The sequence below is a fragment of the Clostridium liquoris genome (assembly GCF_002995785.1).
In the GTDB taxonomy this organism is placed as follows: Bacteria; Bacillota; Clostridia; order Clostridiales; family Clostridiaceae; genus Clostridium_AO; species Clostridium_AO liquoris.
The window spans coordinates 101,788-125,580 of the sequence record NZ_PVXO01000066.1 but is presented as its reverse complement, the minus strand read 5'-3'; the positions used below and the strand labels follow the sequence as shown (position 1 = coordinate 125,580).

Sequence of the window (23,793 nt, the reverse complement as noted above, 5' to 3'; positions counted from 1 at the left end):
AAAATATTAGTATTAAATTTTTAGTAATTATAATGAAAAGGAGTAAAATATGAAAGTTAATGATATAGAAATATCAGGTGTTATTACTCAGGAAAATTTAAATTCTTATGATTTACAGTATCCGCGTAAAGAAATATGTGAAACCTTTGGAATTAGTTTATCAGAACACATGCCTAAAGTTGAAACTCCTCTGCAAGTTTATTTTGATACGGAAGTAGTAGAAAATAAGGTAATATATACTCAAGGAGAAAATAAAGCTTTTCTTCATGGCATTATAACAACAAAAATAGTTTATGTTGCTGATGAGGCATCTAAACCTATTAATACTATAGAATTCTATAAACATTTCTCATGTTCATTGCCAATAAATAATACAAGCAATAGAGATATAACTACTAAAGTTTTTATTGAGGATGCTATTGTAACCGAAGAAAATAATACAGGCTTTTTTATTTCACTTTTATTATTAGTATGCCCTATTTATACCAGCAATATAAACAAATATGAAGAAGTAGAGGTCATACCTAAGAGAGAAAAGATAAATAAAATTGATAAGCCTAGAGAAGAAACTACAAAACTCAGTATGCCTGTTAAAAATAATGATGTGGATATAGAAATTGAATACGATATGAATATGAAAGGACAATATTTTGAATCAGGATGGAAATAGTGGTAACAAATAATCGTACCCCTTAATATAATGTAATAAAGATGTAATAAAACAATACATTTAAAAAATGGGGGTGCTATGAATGAGTAAAATTGAGTATACTAAGGATACTAAAGAAATAGTAGATAAAAATTATGAATTATTAAGCTTTTATCAAGGGGATGGATCTTCAGCTAGTGCAAATGTACACTTTAATGCTTGTGAGCTTTGCAGAACTGTTACACTAGATCCTAGTCTTGAAGATGTGTCTAGATTGTTAAGGGTAAGGGTAGTAGTAGTAAATGTTTGCCCAGGAAAAGAAATAACATTAGGATGCATAGTAACAGATAGATCAGGAAGAATATTAGCTTATAAATCAGATACCTTTATAGCAATGAAAGATAGAACCCTGGGAACAGAAAGCGGAAATGTAATTACTGAAAATAAGAGTATTAACTGCGGATGCCCAGATCCAGGACATTGTATAGATGTAAGAAGAGCTTTTACATTCATACTTCCTGTTAGTGATTTATGTTCACCAATGGATGTAAATGTTAAAGTAATAGCTAACTATACTTCACCATGTAGTTAAATATTGGATAAACAAAAAATTATTAAAAGGGAGTGTTATAGCAACACTCCTTTTTATTAAGATCTAAAAATAATATGAAAATTTATAATTCTGAACCCCAAATAGCTACAAATTGATTATCTAAAACAAACATATTATTTTCCCATTTCAAAGTATTTAAAACATATCCCAAAGAATCTGCATTATATCTTCCAGCTATTTTTTGATAGGCCAATAGTTCATATACTTTGTCGTAATCAAAATCTACAGGATACAATCCACTTAGAGGGTTTACAAATCCAGTAATTGGCTCCTTAAGATTTCCGTTTTCATCGTATATTTCATTTAAGTAATCTGATCCTTTATTAGATATGTCTATAATATACTTTTTATTATTTTTATTGCTGATAACTTCAACTTTGTAGTTATTCTTATAAGTAACATCATATGTGTATTGATTATTGTACACATCAAAATCAAACAATAATTGCGGTTTATTTCCCACAAAGGAATAAATGTAATGGTACATAATTGCACCGCTGCCGCCTGTATCAATGCTTATTAGAATATCATCTATCCCATCTCCAGTAAAATCCATTAAAAATACATTAGGGTTATATCCTGTATTTTCTTTTAGTGGTATTCTAGTAAATCTGCCTGTAAATCCATCCTGTATTATAAGCGTAATATTTTGAGTAAATGGACTAGAGGGTGTCTTTATACCAGTTAAATATACATTATCAGGTATATTATCACCATTTACATCTCCACGTGCGTAAGACACAATGCTTGGATATATTATATCAGCACGAAAATAATAATTATGCATAATAGCTCCTTTTTATTATAAGTTTTTTATATATTATGTATTTTTTGTTAAAAATGTTACAGTAAGCTATTAAATTACACTATTGATATTTTTGTTATTGTAACACTTTGTGATTTCAATCATAAAATATAATTGTGAGGTCTTAAGCAGAAACAAAAATATAAGGAGGTTTTCAATGTATAATAATGATTTTTTTTATTGTACTTACTGTATGCACCAATTTAATTGTCCATATTTAAATGAGGAAATGAGAAGTATTCATAACTTGAAAGAAGCAGATATACATGGAGAAACGGTTAATCGCAGCTTTAATAATCCACAAGGATCTAATATAGGAAATATAATTGTCCTTCCTTTTCCTGGCGGCGGGTGGAGTCGTTGGGAGGATCTTGGTGGAGTTTTAACTTCAGCTCCTGCTGCTTCGTCATGGGCACCTAACAGGCTTGATACTTTTGTACGAGGTACGGATAATGCTCTTTGGCATAGATGGTGGAATGGATCTCGATGGAGCAATTGGGAAAGCCTTGGAGGAAGCTTGACATCTTCACCAGCTGCCGTTTCATGGGGAAACAATAGGATTGATGTATTTGCACGAGGTACAGATAATGCTATGTGGCATATATTCTGGAACGGTTCTCGCTGGAGCAGTTGGGAAAGTCTAGGTGGTGCCTTAACTTCTTCACCTGCTGTTTCATCATGGGCACCTAACAGGCTTGATACTTTTGTACGAGGTACAGATAATGCTCTTTGGCATATATGGTGGAATGGATCTCGATGGAGCAATTGGGAAAGCCTTGGAGGAAGGCTAACATCTTCACCAGCTGCTGTTTCATGGGGAAACAATAGGATTGACGTATTTGCGCGTGGTCAAGGTAATCGTCTATATCATTTATGGTGGAATGGCTCACGTTGGAGCAGATGGGAAGATCTTGGCGGAAGATTAACTTCAGGTCCTGCAGTTTCTTCTAGAAGATCTAACAGGCTTGAGGTATTTGCTAGAGGATTGAACAATCAATTGATTACTATGTCATGGAATGGATCTCGTTGGAGTAACTGGTGGGGGCTTGGAGGAAATATAACATCGGAACCCGCAGCAGTATCTTGGGGACCAAATAGAACTGATGTATTTGCTAGAGGTAGAAACAATGCAATGTGGCATATTTATAGAAATTAGGGGCGGGTTCATCCTGTCCCTAATTTGTCTTAATATATACATAGCTGGAATATGATTTCCTTTGGCATGAATAAATTATGGAATATATGTGAAAAATAAATTTATAGTTTAAATATGAGCTAATACATATTTTTTTCAAGGGGGTAGAAATATTTGAGTGATACAATTGGAATTGGTATAAGTATACCAAGAAAAGAAGCTTTTGATAAAGTCACAGGAGCAGCAAAATATACTGATGATACACAGCTTCCTGGTATTTTACATGCTAAAATGCTTACAAGTCGGTACGCACATGCAAAAATTAAATCAATAGATGTATCTGAAGCCCAAAGGTTTCCAGGAGTTCAAGCGGTAATAACAGGAGATTATTTTCCCGTGCTTACTGGATCAGTAATAGAAGACAGACCTCCAATAGCAAGAGATAAGGTTCGTTATTATGGCGAGCCTGTTGCAGTTGTAATTGCAAACAGCGAGCAGGAAGCAATGAAGGCTTTAAAGCTAATAAATGTAGAATATGAGCCTTTACCTGTTGTTAACTCAATAAGTGAAGCCTTGAAGCCAGGCGCCACCCTTATACATGAAGATATAGCTCAGTATAAACATACAGTGGAGGATGTGTATCCTGAGCTAAATACTAATATTTCAGACAGAATTAAAATAAGAAAAGGTGATGCGGTAAAAGCATGGGCAGAAAGTGAAGTTATAGTAAGTGGGAGCTTTTCCATTCCACAGTCAGACCATATAGCAATGGAAACTCGAAATGTGAGAGCACAAATTATGCCTGACGGAAGGATAATAATCTATACTTCTTCGCAAGCTCCCTATTCTGTTAAAAGGCGTCTAAGTAAGATTTATAATATACCAGAAGGAAATATAATTGTTAAAGTACCATTTGTAGGCGGAGGATTTGGGGGCAAGGCAGCTGTTCAGCTGGAGTTTATTGCATATCTTGCTTCTAAGGCTGTTAATGGCAGATTAGTTACTATAGCCAATTCAAGAGAAGAGGATATTAAAACCTCACCATGTAGAATTGGGATTGAGGCAAATTTAAAACTAGGTGCAACAAAAGATGGAATAATTAAAGTCCTTGAAGCTAAATATATGGTTGATAGCGGGGCTTATACAGATACTGGTCCACGTATGGCTAAGTCTATGGCGGTAGATTGTTCCGGACCATATAATATTGAAAATATATGGTGTGATTCAATATGCGTTTATACTAATCATACATATGTTACATCCTATCGTGGATTTGGTCATACGGAGTATACTTTCTGCATGGAGAGAATGATGGATAAGTTAGCAGCAGAGCTTGGAATTGATCCATTAGAATTAAGAATTAGAAATGCTATAAAACCTGGTCAGTATACACCAACACAAGTAAAAACAACTTTAAGTAATATAGGTAAACTGGAAGATTGTTTGACAAAATTAAAGGAATTAGCAAAATGGGATGAGGGTCAGGTAATAAAAACAGAGGATGGTATGATAAAGGCAAAAGGAATGGGATGTTTTTGGAAAACATCTGATTCGCCTGCGGATGCTGTTTCTGGAGCATTTCTCACTTTTAATACAGATGGAAGCATAAATCTTAACACCGGTGCAGTTGAAATTGGACCATCTACAAAGACTACTTTAGCTCAGATACTTGCTGAAAAATTAAAAATGGATGTGAGTAGAATTCACGTATTTATGGGGGTAGATACTCAAGTTTCACCGGAACATTGGAAAACTGTTGCAAGTATGACAACATTTATGGCAGGTAGAGCAGTTCTTAGAGCTGCTGAAGATCTTATAAGGCAGTTAAAAAGCTTAGCAGCTGCTGTTATGAAATCTCCACCAGAAGACTTAGCGGTTGAAGAAGAAAGGGTGTATTTGAAGCAAGATCCAGAAATATATGTTTCATTCAAGGATTTAGCCAGAGGATATAAACATCCTAATGGTCTTGCAGTTGACGGACAAATAATCGCTCGGGGAAGCTTTATAATGAGTCATATTACTGACATAGATGAAGAAACAGGAAAAGGTAAACCTGGGCCAGCATGGACTGTGGGTGCTCAAGCAGTTGAGGTTGAATACGATCCTAATAAGTTTACATATAGGCTTTTAAAAGCCATTACTGTTATAGATGCAGGCAAAGTAATTAACCCTAAAACAACAAGGGGACTGTTAATGGGAGGAACAAATATGGGACTTGGCATAGCAACTAGAGAAGCCTTTGAATATGATAATGATGCTAGGTTGCAAACCACTACACTAAGAACTTATAAGCCAATTAGATTTGGTGAAAATCCAGAATATATAATTGATTTTGTTGAAACACCTCAGATTGATGCACCTTTTGGAGCACGTGGATTGGCTGAACATGGAATAATAGCAATCCCAGCTGCATTTGCAAATGCTATTTCTCATGCAGCTGATTATGAATTTGATAAACTGCCTATTACACCAGAGGTAATATGGAAGGCTAAGACGGGAGGAAAATATGATACCCTTTGATTTTGAATATTATAAACCTGAAACCGTTGAAGAAGCTATTCAGCTATATACCGAATTAAGTGGCAAAGGAAAGAAGCCTTTGTATTATGGTGGCGGAACTGAAATTATAAGTATGTCAAGGGCTTATAATGTATACACCGAAGCAGTAATCGATATAAAAGGAATTCCTGAATGTAATATTCAGGGGTTAAAGGATAATAAACTAGTTATTGGTTCCGCTGTTACACTTACACAAATTGCCGAAGCAAATTTATTTCCATTACTAGGCTTAACAGTTCAAAGAATTGCAGACCATACTATACAAGATAAGATTACACTTGGAGGAAATATATCAGGAACAATTATATATAAGGAGTCTGTGCTGCCCCTTTTAGTATCCAATAGTGAAGTGGTTATAGGAGGTTCAAATGGGAGAAGGCAGGTTTTATTAAGTGATATATTTGACCAAAGAATAAAGCTTAGCCATGGAGAATTTATAGTAAATATATTAATAGACAGTCATTTTCTTTCACTACCATATCTGCATGTAAAAAGAACTAAAAGTGATAAAATAGATTATCCATTAACTACACTGGCAGCACTTAAGGATAATGATAGAATAAATATAGCTTTTAGTGGAGTTTGCAGCTATCCATTTAGATCTTCTTTAATTGAAGATTATTTAAATGATACTAGCTTGCAAAATAACATGAAGATTAACAATATAATAGATAACATACCAGATTCCATATTAAGTGATCTAGCTGGATCCGCTGACTTTAGAAAATTTATGCTGCAAAAAATGCTTACAGAAGTTTTAGAGAAGCTGGAGGGATAAACAATGCTAAAAGTCTCTGGTAAATCAATAATAACATTAAATATAAATGGAGAAGATAGGGAAGTTGCTGCAAAGCCATCAGACATTTTACTATATACCCTTCGAAACGAATTGGGGCTTACAGGGGCTAAACCAGGATGTGAAAATGGAGATTGCGGCGCATGTACTGTTCTTGCAGATGGATGGCCTGTAAAATCTTGTTTAATGCTGACAGTTGAGGCAATAGGTAAAAAAATAGTTACTGTGGAGGGTTTAGAAAATGCACCAATACAAAAGGCTTTTGTGGATAATTGGGGCTTTCAATGTGGATATTGTACATCAGGATTTTTGATGGTTTGTCATGCCTTAGCTAATATACATCCTGATGCAAATGATCATGTAATAGAGCAGTGGCTGCAATCCAATATTTGCAGATGTACTGGTTATGAGGAAATAAAGGATGCAATAAAATCAATTATGGCAAAGTGATGAGCTTTTTAATATTTAGGTTTTGATGAAAACACCTGTATTGCAGGTGTTTTTTTGTATAAAGTTATACACCTAGGATAAAAACATCTAATACTAATTCCATGTAAAACCTTTATTTTTTATCAGATGTAACTAGACAAAAGGTTGCTATTGGTCCGAGGAGCAAAGACAGCAGAAACCAATTAAGACCAGATCTGTTTTTACCTTGAGCAAGCCCCGCATTAATCAGTGCTAAGGTTCCCCATCCAACATAAAACTCTTTATTCATACTTAACCTCCTATAATAAAAATTCCTACTATCTTACTGGTACGAATTAATTATAACATATTTGTGGATAAATATGGGAGAAGGATATGCTTGTGATTATAATGAAGAAGTCAGCATAACTTCAAATGATTTCAATACAACTGCAATATCGAGTGTCGGTTTAGCGTATACTTTCTTAATCGATGTACTTCCCACATGTTGTATATCTATAATATTTTCCCCTTATTTCAAAAATATAAATAGTCCTTATCCAAATCTTATCTACAAATTCGATATTTCATTTTCTATGAAGTCCTTTGAAGCATACAATGCCTTAATTCTGTTCTTTAAAAGAGAATATTGTGATGTACCCTCTTCAAATTTTAATTGCATTTTTTCACACTTGCTAATAGTAGAAGATATGAGTTTTAACGCACCTTCAAGTTCTTTTTGTGAATAATATTCCATATGCTGCCCCTTTCTAAATTACTATTTATCTTTCAATCAATTATAGCATATTTTGTAAATATCACACTATTTAATTCCTATAGATCAATTTTTATCCGATGACTACTTTATTATTTAAGGATAACATTACCAATTGAATAATTGATGGCTTAAATATATTATGAAAGAGTGTCAGATATTTTAAAATAGGGGGAGTACCTGAGATGAAAAAAATCAAACTATTATTATCAACAATATTTCTATTTGTCATGGTTATTATTTTACCGGTAGAAGTGCAGGCGGCAGTGTCAATTGAAAGATTTGGTGGGAATGACAGATATGCTACATCAATTGAGATTGCAAAGAATTTGGGTATAGATTACTCAGTACCTAACAAGGATTTATATATTACTTCAGGAGAAAACTTTCCAGATGCATTATCTATAGCAGCGGTATCTGCTAGAAACCAAAGACCTATAATACTTGTTGGAAAGGAAGCAATTTCGGATAATGTTGAAAGTTTCATAAAGAGTCAGTCTGTTAATCCTAATATTTATGTTATTGGAGGTACAGGAGCTATATCGGACAGGGCGTTGTAAGTGATGCAGTGCTAAAGAAATTACAGTTTATTAATACAGTTGAGAACTCTTATGCAAACTATAACAATGAAGGTTTAGCACTAAAACTAGGAGAGTATATATACTATAAGAGCTACTTAAATAATGATGTATTTGAAGATGAGGGGTTAATCGGGTTAAATTCTCCTAAATCAGTATTGAAAGAAGCATTTTCAGCAGGAATAATTCAAGACGAAAAACTATGGATGAATATGCTTATGGATAGGAACTCTATATCTCATATGTATAATGAAAGCAATGCTATAGAGATTTGTGAGAATATAAAAGAGCAGTATGCCGAGGCGTTTGAAAAGCTAAAGGAGAATATAATTGAAAGAATTGGGTATATGGGAGAGAAATAAAATACAATTAATAGTTAAGAATTAATAATGATTAAAGATTTTTTCACGTAGGGAGAGAATATCAGCAAGGACTAGTATTAGATTAAAAGATTGAAAAAGAACAGGGGAAACCTCAATAACTAAACCAATGGGAAAAGAGACTTACTTCAACAAATGTTTTTATAATACGGAGGTTTATAAAAATGGTAACAGAAATAAAATTTGAAATCAAAGAAAGCGTCGGTGCTCTTTCAGAATCCCCAAAAGGCTGGAAGAAAGAACTAAACTTAATTTCTTGGAACGATAAAGAGCCAAAGTATGATTTAAGAGACTGGGATGCAGAGCATAAGAAGATGGGAAAGGGTGTAACCCTTACTGCAGATGAATTGAAGAAGCTTAGAGATATACTTAATGGGATGGAGTTATAGAAGTTAAAGTATGTTAGCAAAGACAAGAAAAAAGCACTTTGGAATATAAATCCAAAGTGCTCTTAACATAGATATATAAATGGTGCCGAAGGCGGGACTTGAACCCGCACGTTGTTACCAACGACGGATTTTGAATCCGTTGCGTCTGCCAATTCCACCACTCCGGCTCGTGCTAAAAAAATAATAACATATTGACCAATATAAGTCAAGATAAATTTCTATAGTATTGATTGAACCTGTCAATATAGAAATACTATAGAAAAAGTAGATTAGTGATTATCACTAACCTACTTTTTTACCATAATTATGTGGGAAAAATTCAATGCTTTCGAAGTTCCCTCCGCCAAAAGGTGGCATTTGGAAGTCCTCTATTATTTCTATAGCTTTAAAAGGATCTGATTGTAGATTAACCTTTTTCTCCGTTAGAATTTGCCTAATGCTCTCATCAAAATAATTACAGTAGGCATAATAATCCTTTCTTTCACGAGAATAATTTTTATACACTTCCCCACAACAACTTACAACCGTTCTGCACAGATATAGGTTGCAGGGATGTGGTCTTAAACTAAAATCTAGATGACATCCATCTGGTCTAGAAAAAGCACATACTTTAAAAAATAATTTAGGATCAAAATTATCTTCTATGCTATTAGGATTTCCCTTTATAAATTCTAAATACTTTTCTTCATCAAAGGTTCCTTTCACCTCAATATTATATTTGTTAATAACAGTATTTTTCATATTTAATAAAACATATATAAAATTCTTTTTTCCTATGGTTATAATATTTTTTATATCCACTAAGTTATATTTAGGGAAATACCAGCAACAGCCTCTATTCTTTATATTTGTATAGGATGTGGCTTCTAGGATTCCTGAACAATGACCACAAAGATTACATTTAAAAACAGGTATATTATTTGTATTTTCATATTGAAGTTTATTCATAGTCGTGCCTCCAAAGATTTATTTAATATTTATAATTTAGTGAAAAAATGCACAATAATCAAATTGCAAAGTGGGGTAAAACAATGTGATTAAAAAAGAAAGTAAAAAAAAGTAATATAAAAAATGATTTTGAAGGCTTATAACGGCTTATAATGGCTTATAATAGTCTATAAAAGGAGAAAATAGAATTTGTAATTATAAAAAATCATTAATTTTAATAAAAAGCTGATTTATAGTAAAATAATATGTAAAATAGTATATATAAATTATTATTTCAAATGGGAGAGATAAATATGCTTAGGTTTTTAGATGCAGGTGAATCTCATGGAAAGGCTATGATATCTATAATAGATGGAATACCTTCAAATTTTAATATTGACATAGATTTTATCAATAATGAACTGAAAAGAAGACAAAGTGGCTATGGTAGAGGAGAAAGGATGAACTTAGAAGAGGATAGAGTAGAATTTTTATCAGGTGTAAGAGGGAAAAATACTACAGGGAATCCTATAACTATGGTGATATACAATAAGGATTACGAAAATTGGAAAGAAATAATTGGCAAGGAACCAAAGTCAGAGGAAAAAATAGTTGTACCTAGACCAGGTCATGGGGATCTAGTTGGATATTTTAAATATGGTACTGGTGATATAAGGGACACTATTGAAAGAACTTCTGCTAGGGAAACTTCCATAAGAACAGCAGTGGGTGCTCTATGCAAAGAAATACTCAAAGAATTAGGTATAGAAATAAGAAGTAAAGTACATAGTTTAGGAAATCTTTATGATGATGCAGTGGATATCTATGATGATACCATATATGGAAAAATAAATAAGAGCCCAGTTAGATGTTATAATGCAGAAGTAGAAAAGGGCTTTATTAAAAAGATTGATATTTGTAAAGAACAGGGAGAAACTATAGGAGGAAGTGTATTTCTTTCAATAAAAGGTGTTCCTATAGGGGTTGGCAGTTACTCACAATGGGATAGAAAATTAGATGCTATATTAAGTTATGGTATCATGTCTGTTCAAGGAGTAAAGGCTATAGAATTTGGCAATGGTTTAGATTTGAATTTAAGGGGCAGCACCTTTAATGATGAAATTATCTATGAAAATGGAAATATTAAAAGAAAGACAAATAATTGTGGTGGAATAGAGGCAGGGGTATCAAATGGTGAAAATATAGAAATAAAAGTATATATAAAACCTATACCATCTATAAAGAAAGATATAGGTACTGTTGATTTAAGAAAAAAGAAAGAAACTAGCACCAGATATGAACGTTCAGATGTATCTGCTGTAATACCAGCTTCTATAGTGCTAGAAAATGTAGTAGCTTTTTATATTTTAAGAGAAATTATGAACAAATTTACTGCAGATGAGTTTTTTGAACTTAAAAGAAGCATAAATTATTATAGAGGAACAGTTTATTTAAGATAGATATCTGATTGGAGAGATTATTTATGGAAAGAAAAGAAAGATTACTGATTTTAGACGGAAATAGTTTAATGAATAGAGCTTTTTACGCATTACCCCTTCTTACCAATAATGAGGGATTACATACTAATGCAGTGTATGGCTTTACTACCATGCTTTTAAAAATGAAGGAGGAAATAGCTCCAGATTATATAGTATGTACTTTTGATAGAAGTGCACCTACCTTTAGACATAATGAGTATAAAGACTATAAGGCTGGAAGAAAAAGAATGCCGGAAGAATTAGCAGAACAGTTCCCATTGGTAAAGGATCTTTTGCATAAACTGGCTATTGATATATTTGAAATAGATGGCTTTGAGGCAGATGATTTAATAGGAACCCTTTCAAGGTTTGCTGAGGAGAAAGGAATAGAAGTTTACATTGTTACAGGAGATAAGGATGCTCTTCAATTAGCCTCAGACAGCACAAAGGTTATAATTACTAAAAAAGGTATAACAGAAAAAGAAATATATGATAAATCTAGAATGATAGAGGAAATGGGGGTTACTCCAAGTCAGTTTATAGATGTAAAAGGGTTAATGGGAGACTCATCGGATAATATACCAGGGGTTCCTGGTATAGGCGAGAAAACTGCCTTTAAGCTTATAAAAGAATATGGAAGTATAGAAAATGTTCTTCAAAATATAGATAATATCAGCGGCAAAAAGATAAAAGAAAATTTAATAGAATATAGTGAGCAGGCGATTTTTAGTAAAAAGCTAGCAACCATAATGAGAGAAGTTCCTATAGACATAGATTTGGATTCTATAAAATCAAATGAAAACTATGATGAAGAGGGAGTAAAAAAAATTTTTATAGATTTGCAGTTTAAGTCTTTGTTAGATAAATTACCTCACTCTGAAAAAGTAGAAGAAAAGAATAATGAGATTAAAATAGAATATAATTTTATAGAGTGTCTATTAGATTTAAAAGCTTTATTTAATGTAATAAGTTCCGAATATAAAAATAGTAAATTATATATTACATTTCAGATATTAAATGAAAATGTATATTCTAAATGTTATATAGAAAAAATATTCATTAACTTTGAAGAAAAAAATTATATTATTTCTTTGCAGAAAATTTTAAATGAAAATCATGAAGAAACTATAAAATGCCTAAAAAAGATATTTGAAGATGAAAAAATAGAAAAAGTATGCCATGATATAAAAATACCTCACACTATACTCCATAAAATGGGTGTAGACTTAAATGGAGTAAAATTTGATACAAAAATAGCTGCTTATTTAATAGATTCCTCTAGGGGGGATTATGAATTAGATACTATAATCCAACAATATTTAAAGATTATAATAAACGATGATGATGATGAAGGTAAAATAAGAGAAACATCCTTATTAAAGGAAGTATATAAGGAATTGGAAAATCAAATAAATGTGCTAAATATGGGGCAACTTTTTTATGAAGTAGAATTACCGCTAACCACAGTTTTAGCTTCTATGGAAAGCCATGGATTTAAGGTGGATGAGGATATGTTAACCCATATAGGAGATAAATTTGCAAAGGAAATTGAAAAGGTTCAAAAGGAGATTTATTCTCTGTCAGGAGAAGAATTTAATATAAATTCTCCAAAACAGTTGGGTAAAATTCTTTTTGAAAAATTAGACTTACCAGTTATTAAGAGGACTAAAACGGGATATTCTACTAATGCAGAAGTGTTAGAAGCACTAGAAGGAAAACATCCTATAATTGAAAAAATCACTTATTACAGACAACTTACAAAACTTTATTCCACCTATGTTGAAGGACTAAAAAATGTAATTGATGAAGACGGAAAAATTCACTCCAGTTTTAATCAAACAGTAACTACTACAGGAAGGCTTTCAAGTACAGAGCCAAATTTGCAGAATATACCTATAAAATATGAAATGGGTAGGGAGATAAGAAAGGTATTTGTACCAAACGATAAGGATTCTGTTATTGTGTCTGCGGACTATTCACAAATAGAATTAAGGGTTCTTGCTCATATTGCACATGACGAAAATCTTATTAATGCCTTTAAGCATCATGATGATATTCATACAAAAACTGCATCAGAGGTGTTTAGGGTTCCTATAGATGAAGTTACCCCTGCCATGAGAAGTAATGCTAAAGCAGTAAACTTCGGTATTGTATATGGTATAGGAGATTTTAGTCTTGCAAAAGATATCAAAGTATCAAGAAAAGAAGCTAAAGAGTATATAGACACTTATTTTGAAAGATATCCAAATGTAAAAAAATATATGGATGATACAGTGAAAAAAGCCGGAAAAGATATGTATGTCACCACAATATTAAATAGAAGAAGATTTATTCCAGAAATAGCCAACTCTAAAAAGATGATCAAAGCATTAGGGGAAAGACTTGCAATGAATAGTCCAATACAGGGCAGTGCAGCGGACATTATTAAAATGGCTATGGTAAAAGTTTATAATGAGCTTGAAAAAAGACACTTAAAAAGTACATTAATACTACAGGTTCATGATGAACTTATATTAAATGTTTATAAAGACGAATTAGAAGAGGTAAAGACTATTGTAAAAGAATCCATGGAAAATGTTATGCCTCTTAGTGTTCCTTTAGAAGTTGATATAAATGAAGGTGAAAATTGGTATGAAGCTAAATGATTTAAGGATACTTCAGGAAGATAGCTTAAATAAACAAGGCTTTAAAGCATACAATAGAAAAACGTTGAGAATAGGTTTAACAGGAGGAATTGGAAGCGGAAAAAGCACTGTATCTAGAATGTTAAGCAAAAAGGGAATACCCATAATAGATGCAGATATAATTGCTAGGCAGGTGCTAGATAAATATCCAATCATTCTAAAAAATATTGCAGAGGAATTTGGAACTGAATTTATTGATGAAAATGGAAATCTAAAAAGAAGAGAATTTGGAAGTTATATTTTTTCTTCTGAAGCTAAAAGAAAAAAATATGAGGATATGATAATACCTTATATAGAAAAGGAAATAATTATTTCCTTTCATGAACATGAAAAAAAAGCTGAGAAAGCTTGTATTTTAGATGCTCCAACTTTAATAGAACAAAATATTCATAAAGATATGGATTTTACAATTTTAGTTTGGGTAGATATGGATACTCAAATTAAAAGGATAAAAGGAAGAGATAAATTAAATATGGATGAAGTAATGAATAGAATAAATTCACAGATGTCTCTAGATGAAAAAAAAGAAATAGCAGATTTTATAATAGACAACACACTTACATTAACGGAAACAGAAGCACAAGTAGATACATTAGTTAATCTAATTAATGGTTTGTAGGGAGTGGTTATTAAAATTGAAGAAACTATTAAAGATTATAATATTTGTACTTGTAATAACAGCAATTTATAATGGAGTACCAAAAGTATTAAGAATGATATATCCTATGAAATATTCGCAAAACATATATACATATTCCAAAAAATATGATTTAGATCCATATCTTGTAGCATCAATAATTAAAGCTGAAAGTAATTTTAATGTTAATGCAGTATCTAATAGAAATGCTTATGGGCTTATGCAAATAACCTCAAGTACAGGAAATTGGATTGCAGAACAGATGGAGTTAAAGGATTATGATGTAGATAAACTCTTCCAGCCAGAATACAATATTCTGATGGGATGCTGGTACCTGAATGACTTAAAAAAAGAATTCAATAATAATATTGATTTAGTCTTAGCTGCATATAATGGAGGGCGAGGAAATGTGCAGAAATGGTTAAATGATAATGATCATTCTAAGGATGGGAAAAGCCTCCATTACATTCCTTTTAAGGAAACAGATAAATATGTAAAGAGAGTAAAGGTAAATTACAATATTTATAGATATCTATACAGTAAATAGATATTGACAATATTCTATAGGATAGTATAATAAAGTTGTAATGCGAGGGTGGCGGAATGGCAGACGCGCACGTTTGAGGGGCGTGTGGGAGACCGTAGGGGTTCAAGTCCCCTTCTTCGCACCAGATAAAATTGTATAATTTCTGAAATATTCGATGGCTCTATATTTTGAACCTACATTATAAAAAAGGGAGTTCAAGATTTAGATGTGGATATGTACTTTCTTATGAGACCTCTATATGGCGTTGAAGGCGATAGAATCATCTGTGAGGGCACCCACCTATCGGAGGATAGGTGTCAAAATTAGAGCAACGGTATTTTGGATTTTACTAGCAATTAAGAGAGGTACAATTACCTCTCTTTTTATTATATTTGAACTATTTTCTACATTGAAGAGCTACTGAAAAAAGTCCCTTATATTAAAGGGACAAGTTATGTATCTCTGATATAGTATCAACCAATGCAAATATTATTACCGCAGCTAAGTTTGCAGTGGTATTATCATGGTCGAATCTTGGTGAAACTTCTGATATATCAAAGCTTACAACTTTATTGGATTTTAATATATATTTAATAAACTTTAATACCTTTTCTGGGTCTAAGCCTAGGGATTGAGTTGCGCTTACTCCAGGTGCAAAAGCTGAGGTAAATACATCGGAACAAACTGTAATATAAATATGGTCTTGGTGTTTTATGAATTGATCTAATTTCTCTAAAGCAGTCCATGGATCGCCATTTGTTATATCCCTTGCTAATATGTATTTTGCACCAAGTTTATCTGCAGTTTTAAACAAATCAACGGTGTTACTATGTTTTTGAACTCCCATACAGAAATATGAATAATTTAGATGCCGTTCTGCACATATATCTGCAATTTGTCTAAACATGGTTCCTGAATTTCCGCCATTTGGGTAAGGTCTAAGATCGAAGTGAGCATCAAAATTTATTATGCCTATATTTGGTTTAGGATTATTTTTGGATAGATAATTTAAAACACCATTATAATGTCCAAAAGTAGTTTCATGACCGCCGCCTAATACTATTGGAAATAGATTTAAACTTAGTATTTTTTCTACTGCTTCTGAAAGTAGGGCTTGACTTTCTTCCAAAGTAATATTTTCACAAGATATATTTCCAGCATCAAAAAGCTTAACTTCCTCTGTGAAACAGCAAGGTAAATTAGCCATTTCTTTTCTAGTGCTTATAGGTCCATTAGCAGCTCCAATTCTGCCTCCATTACGTCTAACACCTTCATCACAACAAAAGCCAATAAAAGCGAAACCTAATTTGCCTGTAAATGGAATTAAATCATCATCACTTAAATCAATATTTTCAATCCATTGGTGCCACCTGAAGGCATCAAAATTGCTTTCACTATCAATTCTTCCTTGCCAAACTATTTTTTCTGTGGGTTTGTAGTTCATATTAAACATATTATCCTCTCCCGTCTATAGCTTTCATCCATTTTTCATATATTGTTATGGAGCATATTTAAGTGGAAATATCTAAATACCCCTATTACAATTATAGTTATATTATTGGCATTTATCAAGAAAAGTGAAAAAATGTTGTATAATAGGGTATAATCGAAATGTATTATAAAAGTATGTTGCTCATAAGAATTAAATTTAGATAATTCAAAGGAGGAGACGTATTGGAAAAGGCCAAAGAGGTTTTAAAAAAATATTTTGGATATGATGAATTTAGAGGGGCTCAAGAAGATGTTATAGAAAGTATTTTAAATAAAGAAGATACTGCAGCTATCATGCCTACTGGAGCGGGAAAATCTATTTGTTATCAGATACCTGCTTTATTAATGCAGGGGGTAACCATAGTAATATCACCACTTATTTCTCTTATGAAGGATCAGGTGGATTCCTTAAAAGAATTGGGAATAGAAGCTACCTATATTAATAGTTCTTTGAGTAGTTTAGAGATGAAAGAAAGGTTTCATAATGCTGAAATGGGAAGATATAAAATTATTTATGTTGCACCTGAAAGATTAGAAACTGATGATTTTTGTAACAGTTTAGCTTACCTGCATATTTCATTAGTAGCAGTGGATGAAGCCCACTGTGTATCACAGTGGGGGCACGATTTTAGACCTAGTTATACAAAAATTACTTCCTTTATAAATAAATTACCACAGAGACCAGTAGTGGCAGCATTTACAGCTACAGCTACGGAAATTGTACAAAAGGATATTATAACCCTTTTAGCTTTAAAAAATCCAAGAATATTCATAACAGGATTTGATAGAAAAAATTTAAGTTTCACCGTTATAAAAGGAGAAGATAAAGAAAAGTTTATATATGATTATTTGGAAAATAATAAAGGGAAAATAGGAATAATATATACTTCTACGAGAAAAGAAGCAGAATCTCTGTATAATAAGCTTAGCCATAGAGGATATAAAGTAGGAGTATATCATGCAGGATTAAGTGATGAGGAAAGAAGAAAGGTTCAAGAGGATTTTTCCTTTGATAATATAGATATAATAGTTGCAACCAACGCCTTTGGTATGGGAATAGATAAATCCAATGTAAGATTTGTTATACATTATAATATACCAAAAAACATGGAGGCATATTACCAAGAAGCAGGACGTGCAGGAAGAGATGGAGAAGAAAGTGAATGCATATTATTATTTTCACCTCAGGATATACGAATTCAGAAGTATTTTATAGATGAAAGTCATCTGCCTCCAGATAGAAAAAACTATGAATACAATAAATTAAGAACAATGGTTGATTATTGTTACACATCAAAATGCTTAAGAGCCTATATACTTGAATATTTCGGTGAAAAAAATGTGATGGAGAACTGTAATAATTGCAGTAATTGTAAGGATGAGAGGGAAGAAAAAGATATTACTATAGAAGCTCAAAAGATATTCTCCTGTGTGTATAGAATGAAAGAACGATTTGGGGTAAATATGATAGCGGATGTGCTTAAAGGATCAAAAAATAAAAAGGTTTTAACTTCAGGATTAGATGAGCTTTCTACTTATGGCATAATGAAGGAATTTTCTCAAAGACATATAGTAGCACTAATAAATAAATTAATAGCAGATGAATTTTTGTTAACTACAGATGAGAAGTACCCAGTTGTGAAGCTGAGGTCGAAATCCTATGATGTGTTAAGGGGAAAAGAAAAGGTATTTATGAAGATTACAAAAGTTAAAAAGGTGTCAAAGCCAGACAATGCGCTATTGGAGATCTTAAAAAACTTAAGAAAAGAAATATCCCAGGAAGAAGGGGTTCCACCCTTCATGATTTTTCATGACTCTACATTAAAAGAGCTTAGTGAGCGTATGCCTAAGGATAAAAGTTCACTGCTGCAAATTAAGGGTATAGGAGAGAGAAAAGCTGAGGTTTATGGAGAGAAATTTTTAGAGTCAATTGCTAAGTATATACAAGAAAATAATATAGAAATCAAAGATGAAATTCAACAGGATAACATAGATGATTCACATAAAGAGGCTAAAATTAAAACCCATATATTAACATATAATTTATATAAAGAAGGAAAAAGTGTTGAAGAAATTGCAAAAGAAAGAAATTTAAGTAATACAACTGTAGAAGAACATTTATTTAAATGTTTATCCGAAGGAATGGATATTAATATAGATGATTTTATTCAGAAGGATTATGAAGAAATCATATTAGATGCAATCAAAAGTATTGGTGGAAATAAATTAAAGCCCATAAAAGAGGCTTTGCCAGAACAAGTGGATTATACATCTATTAAATTTGTTTGGTATAAGTATAAGAATGGAAGAAATTCAAATGGTGATTCTTTAACAGGTTAATTTTAAAAGATAGTTGACAATTGACAGTGCTTTTTTAACCTTGTACTATATGATGCTGTTAAAATATCTAACATATTTGAAACTGTTTTTGCAAATATAAAAAATAAAAGGATTTTTATTAATATATGTAGAATAAAAATAAAAAGAAGTGAGGTGAATATATGTTAGATATAAAAGTAGCCTTTGATGATATTAAAATGTCAAATTTAGAAAAGGAAGATATAGTATCCATACAGGAATTAATTAATTCGCAGAATCGGTATTTAGATCATGAAGTGAATTGCACTATGGAATTAGATGAGTTATATGAAAGATTTTTAGAATGTTATATAAGCGAAAATGAATTTTTTTTAAAAATAAATAAAGAAAATAGATTAATAGGGTCATTAAAAGGAAGATTAGAGTTTAAAAGTAGCAATGAAGCATGGATATGGTATTTCTTTATTGAAAAAAATTTAAGATGTAAAGGAATTGGCAGCAGGATTCTTAAGAAACTTATGGAATATGTTAAAAATGAATATGGGATAAAGGATTTTTATGCAACCATTGTTGGTAAAAGTGACTCAATAATGAACTTTTGGAAAGGAAATGGTTATGAAATATTGAGAATTTCTAAAAATTATTATAATATAAATGGAGAGGATATGGACATGATTATATTAAAAATGAAGGGTAAGGTGATATAATGGACAAAAATCTTTTATGGAATGTAGAAAAAAAAGTAGAAAGAACCATTGAAAATTTAAAAAAGAACAACATGGAAGGATTTTATGTTGAAAATGAAAGTGAACTAATAGAAAAAATAAAACAGCTAATCAGCGAAAATTCCACCATCTCTGTAGGTGGATCAATGACTTTGTTTGAAACAGGAGTTATTGATCTTTTAAGAAGTGGGAAATATAATTTTTTAGATAGATATGAAAGCAATTTAACTCCGCAGGATAGTAAGAAAATATTCAGGGAAACTTTTTTTGCTGACACATACATATCAAGCACCAATGCTTTAACAGAGCAAGGGGAATTATTTAATGTAGATGGTACTGGAAATAGGGTAGCTTCCATGATATTTGGGCCAGAGCAGGTTATTATTATTGCTGGTGTAAATAAAATTGTGAAAGATTTAAAGGAAGCTGAAGAAAGGTTGAAAAGAATTGCTTCACCTACCAATGCCAAAAGGCTAAATAAAAATACTCCTTGTGTTAAACTAGGTTATTGTATGGATTGCAATAGTGAAGATAGAATTTGCTGTGACTATGTTGTTATGAAAAAGCAGAGGATAAAGGGAAGAATTAAGGTTATTATTGTTGGAAAGGAACTAGGATATTAGTAGGTTCTAATAATTAGTCTCTAACTAAAATAATACGTAGAATAAATCAAGAGGTTTCATAAAATAATGCTGATTTTAAAAAATTTACCAAATATTCTTGACTTATTTATGAACCATATTCTATAATAAAAGAAGGCTGAATCCTAAGATAATACTTAGGTACGGAGGAACCAATACTTGGGGTTAATCTTAACATAGTCATATGCCATGTTAAGTAGGGAAGCCTTATCCCGAACCCGTCAGCTAACTTCGGAAGCAAGAAAGGTGGGGAAAAATGAAATTTTCAAAACAAAAAATCATGTTGTTTGCTCTATTTATGTTTTCTATTTTAATCTTTGGATCAAACAAAGTAAATCATGTAAAAGCCGATGCTATAATTAATAATTCCAATAGCAAGGCAACAGCAGTACGCTCTGCCAGCGTAAAAACAGATAAGGTAATAGTAACTCCTAAAAAGAGTGCTGATTCAGAAAGCCCTAAAAGTGGCTCAAAGACATCAGTAAGTAGAGGAAGTAGTGGAAGAAGCGATGTAGTATCCTATGCCTATAAGTTTATGGGAAAACCTTATGTTTGGGGAGCATCAGGTCCGTCCTCGTTTGATTGCTCAGGATTTACTGCATACATCTATGGTGCTTTTAGTATAAATTTAGATCATTATACTGGTTCACAGTTTGAGGCTGGACAATCTGTATCAAAGAACAATCTTCAGCCAGGAGATTTAGTTTTCTTTAATACTTATGGAGATGTATCCCATGTAGGCATTTATTCAGGTGGAGGACAATTTATCCATGCTTCATCAGGAAGTGGAAAAATAACAGTAAGTGAACTTTCAGCAGATTATTATAGTTCCAGATATGCTGGAGCCAGAAGAATATTAAAATAGATTCTATCCCAACTTTTTAAGTTGGGTATTTTTTTATTTATCATAAATAGTACCGGCATAAAATATTATTAAAGTAAGAGTAAAATTTTATTAGCGGGGGTGATAAAAATTAAATATACCAGATATGATTTAAAAAGAAAAAAGAAGGATAGTTTCTTGTTTTTTATTATAGTAATATTAATATTAATCATATCACTAATATTAGGAAGCTTATTTTCTAAGATTTTTATGAAAGATGCATTAACAAAAACTTCTCCTAATATAAAAGAAACACCATATGTGGAAAAAAGCCAGCCAAAACCCGAGAATATGAAAAACAATAAGGTAATAATACCCTCAAAAGGGAAAACAATAAAATACGTAGCTATCCAAGAGGGAATATATCAAAATGATGCATATCTTAAGGAAAGTATTAAGAAGCTAGAGGATTTTGGTGCCCCATTTATAATACCGGAAGGCAATGGGAAAAGAGTTCTTTTAGGTATTTATGGAGAGGAAGACAGTGCAAATATAATAAAGAGATTAAATGATAAGAAAATAGAAAATTCAAAAATGGTTTTTACAATTAAATGTGAAGATGTATGTGATTTAGAAATTGTTGAAATAATCAATGCCTATATACAGGTACTTGGTAAACTATCTGAAAAGAATGTTAAAGCCATAGAAACTAAAGAACTTAAAAGCTGGTGTGCTTCGCTTGAAGAGGTGCAAATAAATAATAAAAATATTAAATTATTGAATGAATTAAAGGACAGAATAAATAAACTTCCAGATAAAGTCACAAGAGATAAGGCTTCTGAAAATTATATATTTCTATATAATCTATTAAGAAGATTAGTGTAGGGAAAATATATAAAAAAATCATGTTTTTACAGAAAAATTAGGGATTTATCGGTATGATTCCCTAATTTTTTATTTTATTCTTATTAAAATAAACTTATTTATAAAAAAATTATTAACAATACATTATATATACTTGTTTAACATTTTATTAAATGATAAACTATAAAAGATATAGGATTATAAACATTTATGTTTATATGAATATAGAAATAGCACTATATTTTGTATAATTATGGCAATAATACAAAATAACTGACATAGGAAGTGAGAAAATGAATGTTATTCTAGCATCTGCTTCTGAAAGACGCAGGGAGCTGCTTAAAAGGATTGTAAACGACTTTCAAATAATAGTAAGCGACTTTGATGAAACTAAAGTAAAATTTAATGGTAATTGTGGCTCCTATGTAATGGATCTGGCTAAGGGAAAAGCTTTAAGTGTAGCTTCAAAGCTAAATAAAGATGAATCTATAATAATAGGGTCTGACACTATAGTTTTTTTGGAGGATAAAGTTCTAGGGAAACCAGCAGATAAGGAAGAAGCCTTTAACATGCTTAAATTATTAAGTGGAAAGATTCATCAAGTATATTCTGGTTTAGCAGTTTATAACACATTAACTAAAGAGTTAATTACAGACTATGTTTGCACAGAAGTAAAATTTTCAACCATACCTGATGAAGTTATAACAAGCTATATAGAAACAGGGGAACCTATGGATAAAGCCGGTGCCTATGGCATACAAGGCTATGGAGGTATTTTTGTTGAAAAAATTCATGGATGCTATTATAATATTATAGGACTTCCTTTAAATAGGCTATATTTTCTTTTAAGGGATATGGGGGTAAATCTTTAAAAGGAGTTTGAATCAATGGAAAAAGGGTTTAGAATTATTGATTTACCTGAAAATGAAAGACCCAGAGAGAGACTTTTAAGATACGGTGCTGAAAATCTCTCCAATGTAGAATTATTAGCTATAATTTTAAGAACTGGTAGTAATAAAGAAAATATACTTAATCTTTGTGGAAAATTAATTGACCAATGTGGAGGATTAAATGGTATTTTAAATTCCTCTTCAGAACAATTGATGAAAATTAAAGGAATAGGAAATGCAAAAGCATCTCAGTTGTTAGCGTTAGCTGAGCTATCCAAAAGATTTAAATCTTTTAAATCAGGAGAAAATTTTAAAATAACTAAACCTAGCGATGCAGCTTTTTTAGTTATGGAAGATATGAGATGTTTAAAGCAAGAATTTCTTAAGGTTATAATGCTTAATACTAAAAATTTTGTTATAAAAGTAAAGGATGTATTTATAGGAAGTTTAAATTCTTCTATAGCTCATCCCAGGGAAATTTATTGTGAAGCTATAAAAAATAGTAGCTCATCTATAATTATATGCCATAATCATCCATCAGGTGATCCTTTGCCAAGCAATGAAGATATTAGCATAACTAATAGACTTAAAGAATGCAGCAAACTAATTGGTATAGAATTATTAGATCACATAATTATTGGAGATGGAGTTTATATAAGCTTAAAAGAAAAAGGTATATTGTAACAGCGAAAGGAGAAATA

General features: G+C 31.6%; 26 protein-coding genes, 2 tRNA genes, 1 other RNA gene and 1 riboswitch. Of the genes, 22 read left to right on the top strand and 7 right to left on the bottom strand.

Annotated elements, in window-relative coordinates; translation table 11 throughout:
- Positions 1-49 precede the first annotated feature (49 nt).
- On the top strand, positions 50-670 hold the full coding sequence (locus CLLI_RS12515; RefSeq protein ID WP_106064539.1) for a DUF3794 domain-containing protein: 621 nt from the start codon (positions 50-52) through the stop codon (positions 668-670).
- A gap of 82 nt (positions 671-752) precedes the next feature.
- Entirely contained in the window at positions 753-1,241 is a 489-nt protein-coding gene (locus tag CLLI_RS12510) for a hypothetical protein (RefSeq protein WP_106064538.1), read from the top strand.
- Between the two features lie 82 nt (positions 1,242-1,323).
- Here the strand turns inward: CLLI_RS12510 and CLLI_RS12505 are convergent, their stop codons facing one another.
- Positions 1,324-2,049 carry a spore coat protein gene (locus CLLI_RS12505; RefSeq protein WP_106064537.1) on the bottom strand — a complete coding sequence of 242 codons (726 nt, stop codon included), beginning with the start codon at positions 2,047-2,049 and terminating at the stop codon, positions 1,324-1,326.
- A 175-nt stretch (positions 2,050-2,224) separates the two neighbouring features.
- Between CLLI_RS12505 and CLLI_RS12500 the strand changes: the two genes are divergently transcribed.
- From CLLI_RS12500 to CLLI_RS12485, 4 genes are all read left to right on the top strand, one after another.
- Positions 2,225-3,223 (top strand): PLL family lectin, encoded by a 999-nt coding sequence (locus CLLI_RS12500; RefSeq protein ID WP_106064536.1) that lies wholly within the window; start codon positions 2,225-2,227, stop codon positions 3,221-3,223.
- Positions 3,224-3,376: 153 nt separating this feature from the next.
- The gene (locus CLLI_RS12495; RefSeq protein WP_106064535.1) at positions 3,377-5,722 is read left to right on the top strand and encodes a xanthine dehydrogenase family protein molybdopterin-binding subunit; all 2,346 of its coding nucleotides are present in this window, start codon (positions 3,377-3,379) and stop codon (positions 5,720-5,722) included.
- Complete coding sequence (locus tag CLLI_RS12490; RefSeq protein ID WP_106064534.1) at positions 5,709-6,539, top strand: FAD binding domain-containing protein; 831 nt, start codon at positions 5,709-5,711, stop codon at positions 6,537-6,539. Before CLLI_RS12495 ends, CLLI_RS12490 begins: the two co-directional genes overlap by 14 nt.
- A gap of 3 nt (positions 6,540-6,542) precedes the next feature.
- Positions 6,543-7,007: a (2Fe-2S)-binding protein gene (locus tag CLLI_RS12485; protein ID WP_106064533.1), complete on the top strand. Its 465-nt coding sequence runs from the start codon at positions 6,543-6,545 to the stop codon at positions 7,005-7,007.
- A gap of 112 nt (positions 7,008-7,119) precedes the next feature.
- Here CLLI_RS12485 and CLLI_RS14610 read toward each other — a convergent pair whose 3' ends face one another.
- The 3 genes from CLLI_RS14610 to CLLI_RS12475 all read right to left on the bottom strand — a co-directional run bounded on the left by CLLI_RS14610 (position 7,120) and on the right by CLLI_RS12475 (position 7,722).
- On the bottom strand, positions 7,120-7,275 hold the full coding sequence (locus tag CLLI_RS14610) for a hypothetical protein (RefSeq protein ID WP_170063726.1): 156 nt from the start codon (positions 7,273-7,275) through the stop codon (positions 7,120-7,122).
- A 96-nt stretch (positions 7,276-7,371) separates the two neighbouring features.
- Positions 7,372-7,479: a GrpB family protein gene (locus tag CLLI_RS15140; RefSeq protein ID WP_278335586.1), complete on the bottom strand. Its 108-nt coding sequence runs from the start codon at positions 7,477-7,479 to the stop codon at positions 7,372-7,374.
- 57 nt (positions 7,480-7,536) lie between these two features.
- A complete protein-coding gene (locus CLLI_RS12475) occupies positions 7,537-7,722 on the bottom strand; it encodes a hypothetical protein (protein WP_106064531.1) in 186 nt (61 codons plus the stop codon).
- A gap of 203 nt (positions 7,723-7,925) precedes the next feature.
- On the opposite strand from CLLI_RS12475, the gene CLLI_RS12470 reads away from it, so the two are divergent.
- The 3 genes from CLLI_RS12470 to CLLI_RS12460 all read left to right on the top strand — a co-directional run bounded on the left by CLLI_RS12470 (position 7,926) and on the right by CLLI_RS12460 (position 9,087).
- On the top strand, positions 7,926-8,300 hold the full coding sequence (locus CLLI_RS12470; RefSeq protein WP_106064530.1) for a cell wall-binding repeat-containing protein: 375 nt from the start codon (positions 7,926-7,928) through the stop codon (positions 8,298-8,300).
- 8 nt (positions 8,301-8,308) lie between these two features.
- Complete coding sequence (locus tag CLLI_RS12465) at positions 8,309-8,680, top strand: HI0074 family nucleotidyltransferase substrate-binding subunit (protein WP_242975600.1); 372 nt, start codon at positions 8,309-8,311, stop codon at positions 8,678-8,680.
- A 182-nt stretch (positions 8,681-8,862) separates the two neighbouring features.
- Positions 8,863-9,087, top strand: a complete 225-nt coding sequence (locus CLLI_RS12460) for a YdbC family protein (RefSeq protein ID WP_106064528.1) — start codon at positions 8,863-8,865, stop codon at positions 9,085-9,087.
- 80 nt (positions 9,088-9,167) lie between these two features.
- On the opposite strand, the gene CLLI_RS12455 is transcribed toward CLLI_RS12460, so the two are convergent.
- A tRNA-Leu gene (locus tag CLLI_RS12455) sits at positions 9,168-9,254 on the bottom strand.
- Between the two features lie 115 nt (positions 9,255-9,369).
- The gene (locus CLLI_RS12450) at positions 9,370-10,035 is read right to left on the bottom strand and encodes a hypothetical protein (protein WP_207655111.1); all 666 of its coding nucleotides are present in this window, start codon (positions 10,033-10,035) and stop codon (positions 9,370-9,372) included.
- A gap of 293 nt (positions 10,036-10,328) precedes the next feature.
- On the opposite strand from CLLI_RS12450, the gene aroC reads away from it, so the two are divergent.
- From aroC to ssrS, 6 genes are all read left to right on the top strand, one after another.
- Positions 10,329-11,474, top strand: coding sequence for a chorismate synthase (aroC, locus tag CLLI_RS12445; RefSeq protein ID WP_106064527.1), 1,146 nt, complete (start codon positions 10,329-10,331; stop codon positions 11,472-11,474).
- Positions 11,475-11,497: 23 nt separating this feature from the next.
- Positions 11,498-14,137, top strand: a complete 2,640-nt coding sequence (polA, locus tag CLLI_RS12440; RefSeq protein ID WP_106064526.1) for a DNA polymerase I — start codon at positions 11,498-11,500, stop codon at positions 14,135-14,137.
- Positions 14,106-14,795: a dephospho-CoA kinase gene (gene coaE / locus CLLI_RS12435; RefSeq protein WP_106064525.1), complete on the top strand. Its 690-nt coding sequence runs from the start codon at positions 14,106-14,108 to the stop codon at positions 14,793-14,795. The genes polA and coaE overlap by 32 nt, the downstream gene beginning before the upstream one ends.
- A gap of 16 nt (positions 14,796-14,811) precedes the next feature.
- Positions 14,812-15,360 (top strand): lytic transglycosylase domain-containing protein, encoded by a 549-nt coding sequence (locus CLLI_RS12430; RefSeq protein WP_207655110.1) that lies wholly within the window; start codon positions 14,812-14,814, stop codon positions 15,358-15,360.
- A gap of 42 nt (positions 15,361-15,402) precedes the next feature.
- Positions 15,403-15,484 (top strand) — tRNA-Leu (locus CLLI_RS12425).
- Positions 15,485-15,496: 12 nt separating this feature from the next.
- Positions 15,497-15,689: non-coding RNA, 6S RNA (gene ssrS / locus CLLI_RS12420), on the top strand.
- A gap of 89 nt (positions 15,690-15,778) precedes the next feature.
- Here ssrS and hutG read toward each other — a convergent pair.
- Positions 15,779-16,792, bottom strand: a complete 1,014-nt coding sequence (gene hutG, locus CLLI_RS12415) for a formimidoylglutamase (RefSeq protein ID WP_106064523.1) — start codon at positions 16,790-16,792, stop codon at positions 15,779-15,781.
- 221 nt (positions 16,793-17,013) lie between these two features.
- Here hutG and recQ point away from each other — a divergent pair, with 221 nt between their 5' ends.
- From recQ to radC, 7 genes are all read left to right on the top strand, one after another.
- Positions 17,014-19,170 carry a DNA helicase RecQ gene (gene recQ / locus CLLI_RS12410; RefSeq protein ID WP_106064522.1) on the top strand — a complete coding sequence of 719 codons (2,157 nt, stop codon included), beginning with the start codon at positions 17,014-17,016 and terminating at the stop codon, positions 19,168-19,170.
- A gap of 161 nt (positions 19,171-19,331) precedes the next feature.
- The gene (locus CLLI_RS12405) at positions 19,332-19,856 is read left to right on the top strand and encodes a GNAT family N-acetyltransferase (RefSeq protein WP_106064521.1); all 525 of its coding nucleotides are present in this window, start codon (positions 19,332-19,334) and stop codon (positions 19,854-19,856) included.
- On the top strand, positions 19,856-20,497 hold the full coding sequence (locus CLLI_RS12400) for a lactate utilization protein (RefSeq protein WP_106064520.1): 642 nt from the start codon (positions 19,856-19,858) through the stop codon (positions 20,495-20,497). Before CLLI_RS12405 ends, CLLI_RS12400 begins: the two co-directional genes overlap by 1 nt.
- A 124-nt stretch (positions 20,498-20,621) precedes the next feature.
- Positions 20,622-20,770: riboswitch (cyclic di-AMP (ydaO/yuaA leader) on the top strand.
- A 1-nt stretch (position 20,771) separates the two neighbouring features.
- Complete coding sequence (locus CLLI_RS12395) at positions 20,772-21,380, top strand: C40 family peptidase (protein ID WP_106064519.1); 609 nt, start codon at positions 20,772-20,774, stop codon at positions 21,378-21,380.
- Positions 21,381-21,479: 99 nt separating this feature from the next.
- A complete protein-coding gene (locus tag CLLI_RS12390; protein ID WP_106064518.1) occupies positions 21,480-22,223 on the top strand; it encodes a hypothetical protein in 744 nt (247 codons plus the stop codon).
- Positions 22,224-22,495: 272 nt separating this feature from the next.
- The gene (locus CLLI_RS12385) at positions 22,496-23,074 is read left to right on the top strand and encodes a Maf-like protein (RefSeq protein ID WP_106064517.1); all 579 of its coding nucleotides are present in this window, start codon (positions 22,496-22,498) and stop codon (positions 23,072-23,074) included.
- A 15-nt stretch (positions 23,075-23,089) separates the two neighbouring features.
- Positions 23,090-23,776 carry a RadC family protein gene (gene radC / locus CLLI_RS12380; RefSeq protein WP_106064516.1) on the top strand — a complete coding sequence of 229 codons (687 nt, stop codon included), beginning with the start codon at positions 23,090-23,092 and terminating at the stop codon, positions 23,774-23,776.
- The last annotated feature ends 17 nt before the right edge of the window (positions 23,777-23,793 follow it).

Excerpts from the sequence above, each read along its gene's own strand:
- CLLI_RS12515 (WP_106064539.1), top strand. The coding sequence starts at position 50 with ATGAAAGTTAATGATATAGAAATATCAGGTGTTATTACTCAGGAAAAT.
- CLLI_RS12510 (WP_106064538.1), top strand. The coding sequence starts at position 753 with ATGAGTAAAATTGAGTATACTAAGGATACTAAAGAAATAGTAGATAAA.
- CLLI_RS12505 (WP_106064537.1), bottom strand. The coding sequence starts at position 2,049 with ATGCATAATTATTATTTTCGTGCTGATATAATATATCCAAGCATTGTG.
- CLLI_RS12500 (WP_106064536.1), top strand. The coding sequence starts at position 2,225 with ATGTATAATAATGATTTTTTTTATTGTACTTACTGTATGCACCAATTT.
- CLLI_RS12490 (WP_106064534.1), top strand. The coding sequence starts at position 5,709 with ATGATACCCTTTGATTTTGAATATTATAAACCTGAAACCGTTGAAGAA.
- CLLI_RS12485 (WP_106064533.1), top strand. The coding sequence starts at position 6,543 with ATGCTAAAAGTCTCTGGTAAATCAATAATAACATTAAATATAAATGGA.
- CLLI_RS14610 (WP_170063726.1), bottom strand. The coding sequence starts at position 7,275 with ATGAATAAAGAGTTTTATGTTGGATGGGGAACCTTAGCACTGATTAAT.
- CLLI_RS12475 (WP_106064531.1), bottom strand. The coding sequence starts at position 7,722 with ATGGAATATTATTCACAAAAAGAACTTGAAGGTGCGTTAAAACTCATA.
- CLLI_RS12470 (WP_106064530.1), top strand. The coding sequence starts at position 7,926 with ATGAAAAAAATCAAACTATTATTATCAACAATATTTCTATTTGTCATG.
- CLLI_RS12460 (WP_106064528.1), top strand. The coding sequence starts at position 8,863 with ATGGTAACAGAAATAAAATTTGAAATCAAAGAAAGCGTCGGTGCTCTT.
- CLLI_RS12450 (WP_207655111.1), bottom strand. The coding sequence starts at position 10,035 with ATGAATAAACTTCAATATGAAAATACAAATAATATACCTGTTTTTAAA.
- aroC (WP_106064527.1), top strand. The coding sequence starts at position 10,329 with ATGCTTAGGTTTTTAGATGCAGGTGAATCTCATGGAAAGGCTATGATA.
- polA (WP_106064526.1), top strand. The coding sequence starts at position 11,498 with ATGGAAAGAAAAGAAAGATTACTGATTTTAGACGGAAATAGTTTAATG.
- coaE (WP_106064525.1), top strand. The coding sequence starts at position 14,106 with ATGAAGGTGAAAATTGGTATGAAGCTAAATGATTTAAGGATACTTCAG.
- hutG (WP_106064523.1), bottom strand. The coding sequence starts at position 16,792 with ATGTTTAATATGAACTACAAACCCACAGAAAAAATAGTTTGGCAAGGA.
- CLLI_RS12405 (WP_106064521.1), top strand. The coding sequence starts at position 19,332 with ATGTTAGATATAAAAGTAGCCTTTGATGATATTAAAATGTCAAATTTA.
- CLLI_RS12400 (WP_106064520.1), top strand. The coding sequence starts at position 19,856 with ATGGACAAAAATCTTTTATGGAATGTAGAAAAAAAAGTAGAAAGAACC.
- CLLI_RS12395 (WP_106064519.1), top strand. The coding sequence starts at position 20,772 with ATGAAATTTTCAAAACAAAAAATCATGTTGTTTGCTCTATTTATGTTT.
- CLLI_RS12385 (WP_106064517.1), top strand. The coding sequence starts at position 22,496 with ATGAATGTTATTCTAGCATCTGCTTCTGAAAGACGCAGGGAGCTGCTT.
- radC (WP_106064516.1), top strand. The coding sequence starts at position 23,090 with ATGGAAAAAGGGTTTAGAATTATTGATTTACCTGAAAATGAAAGACCC.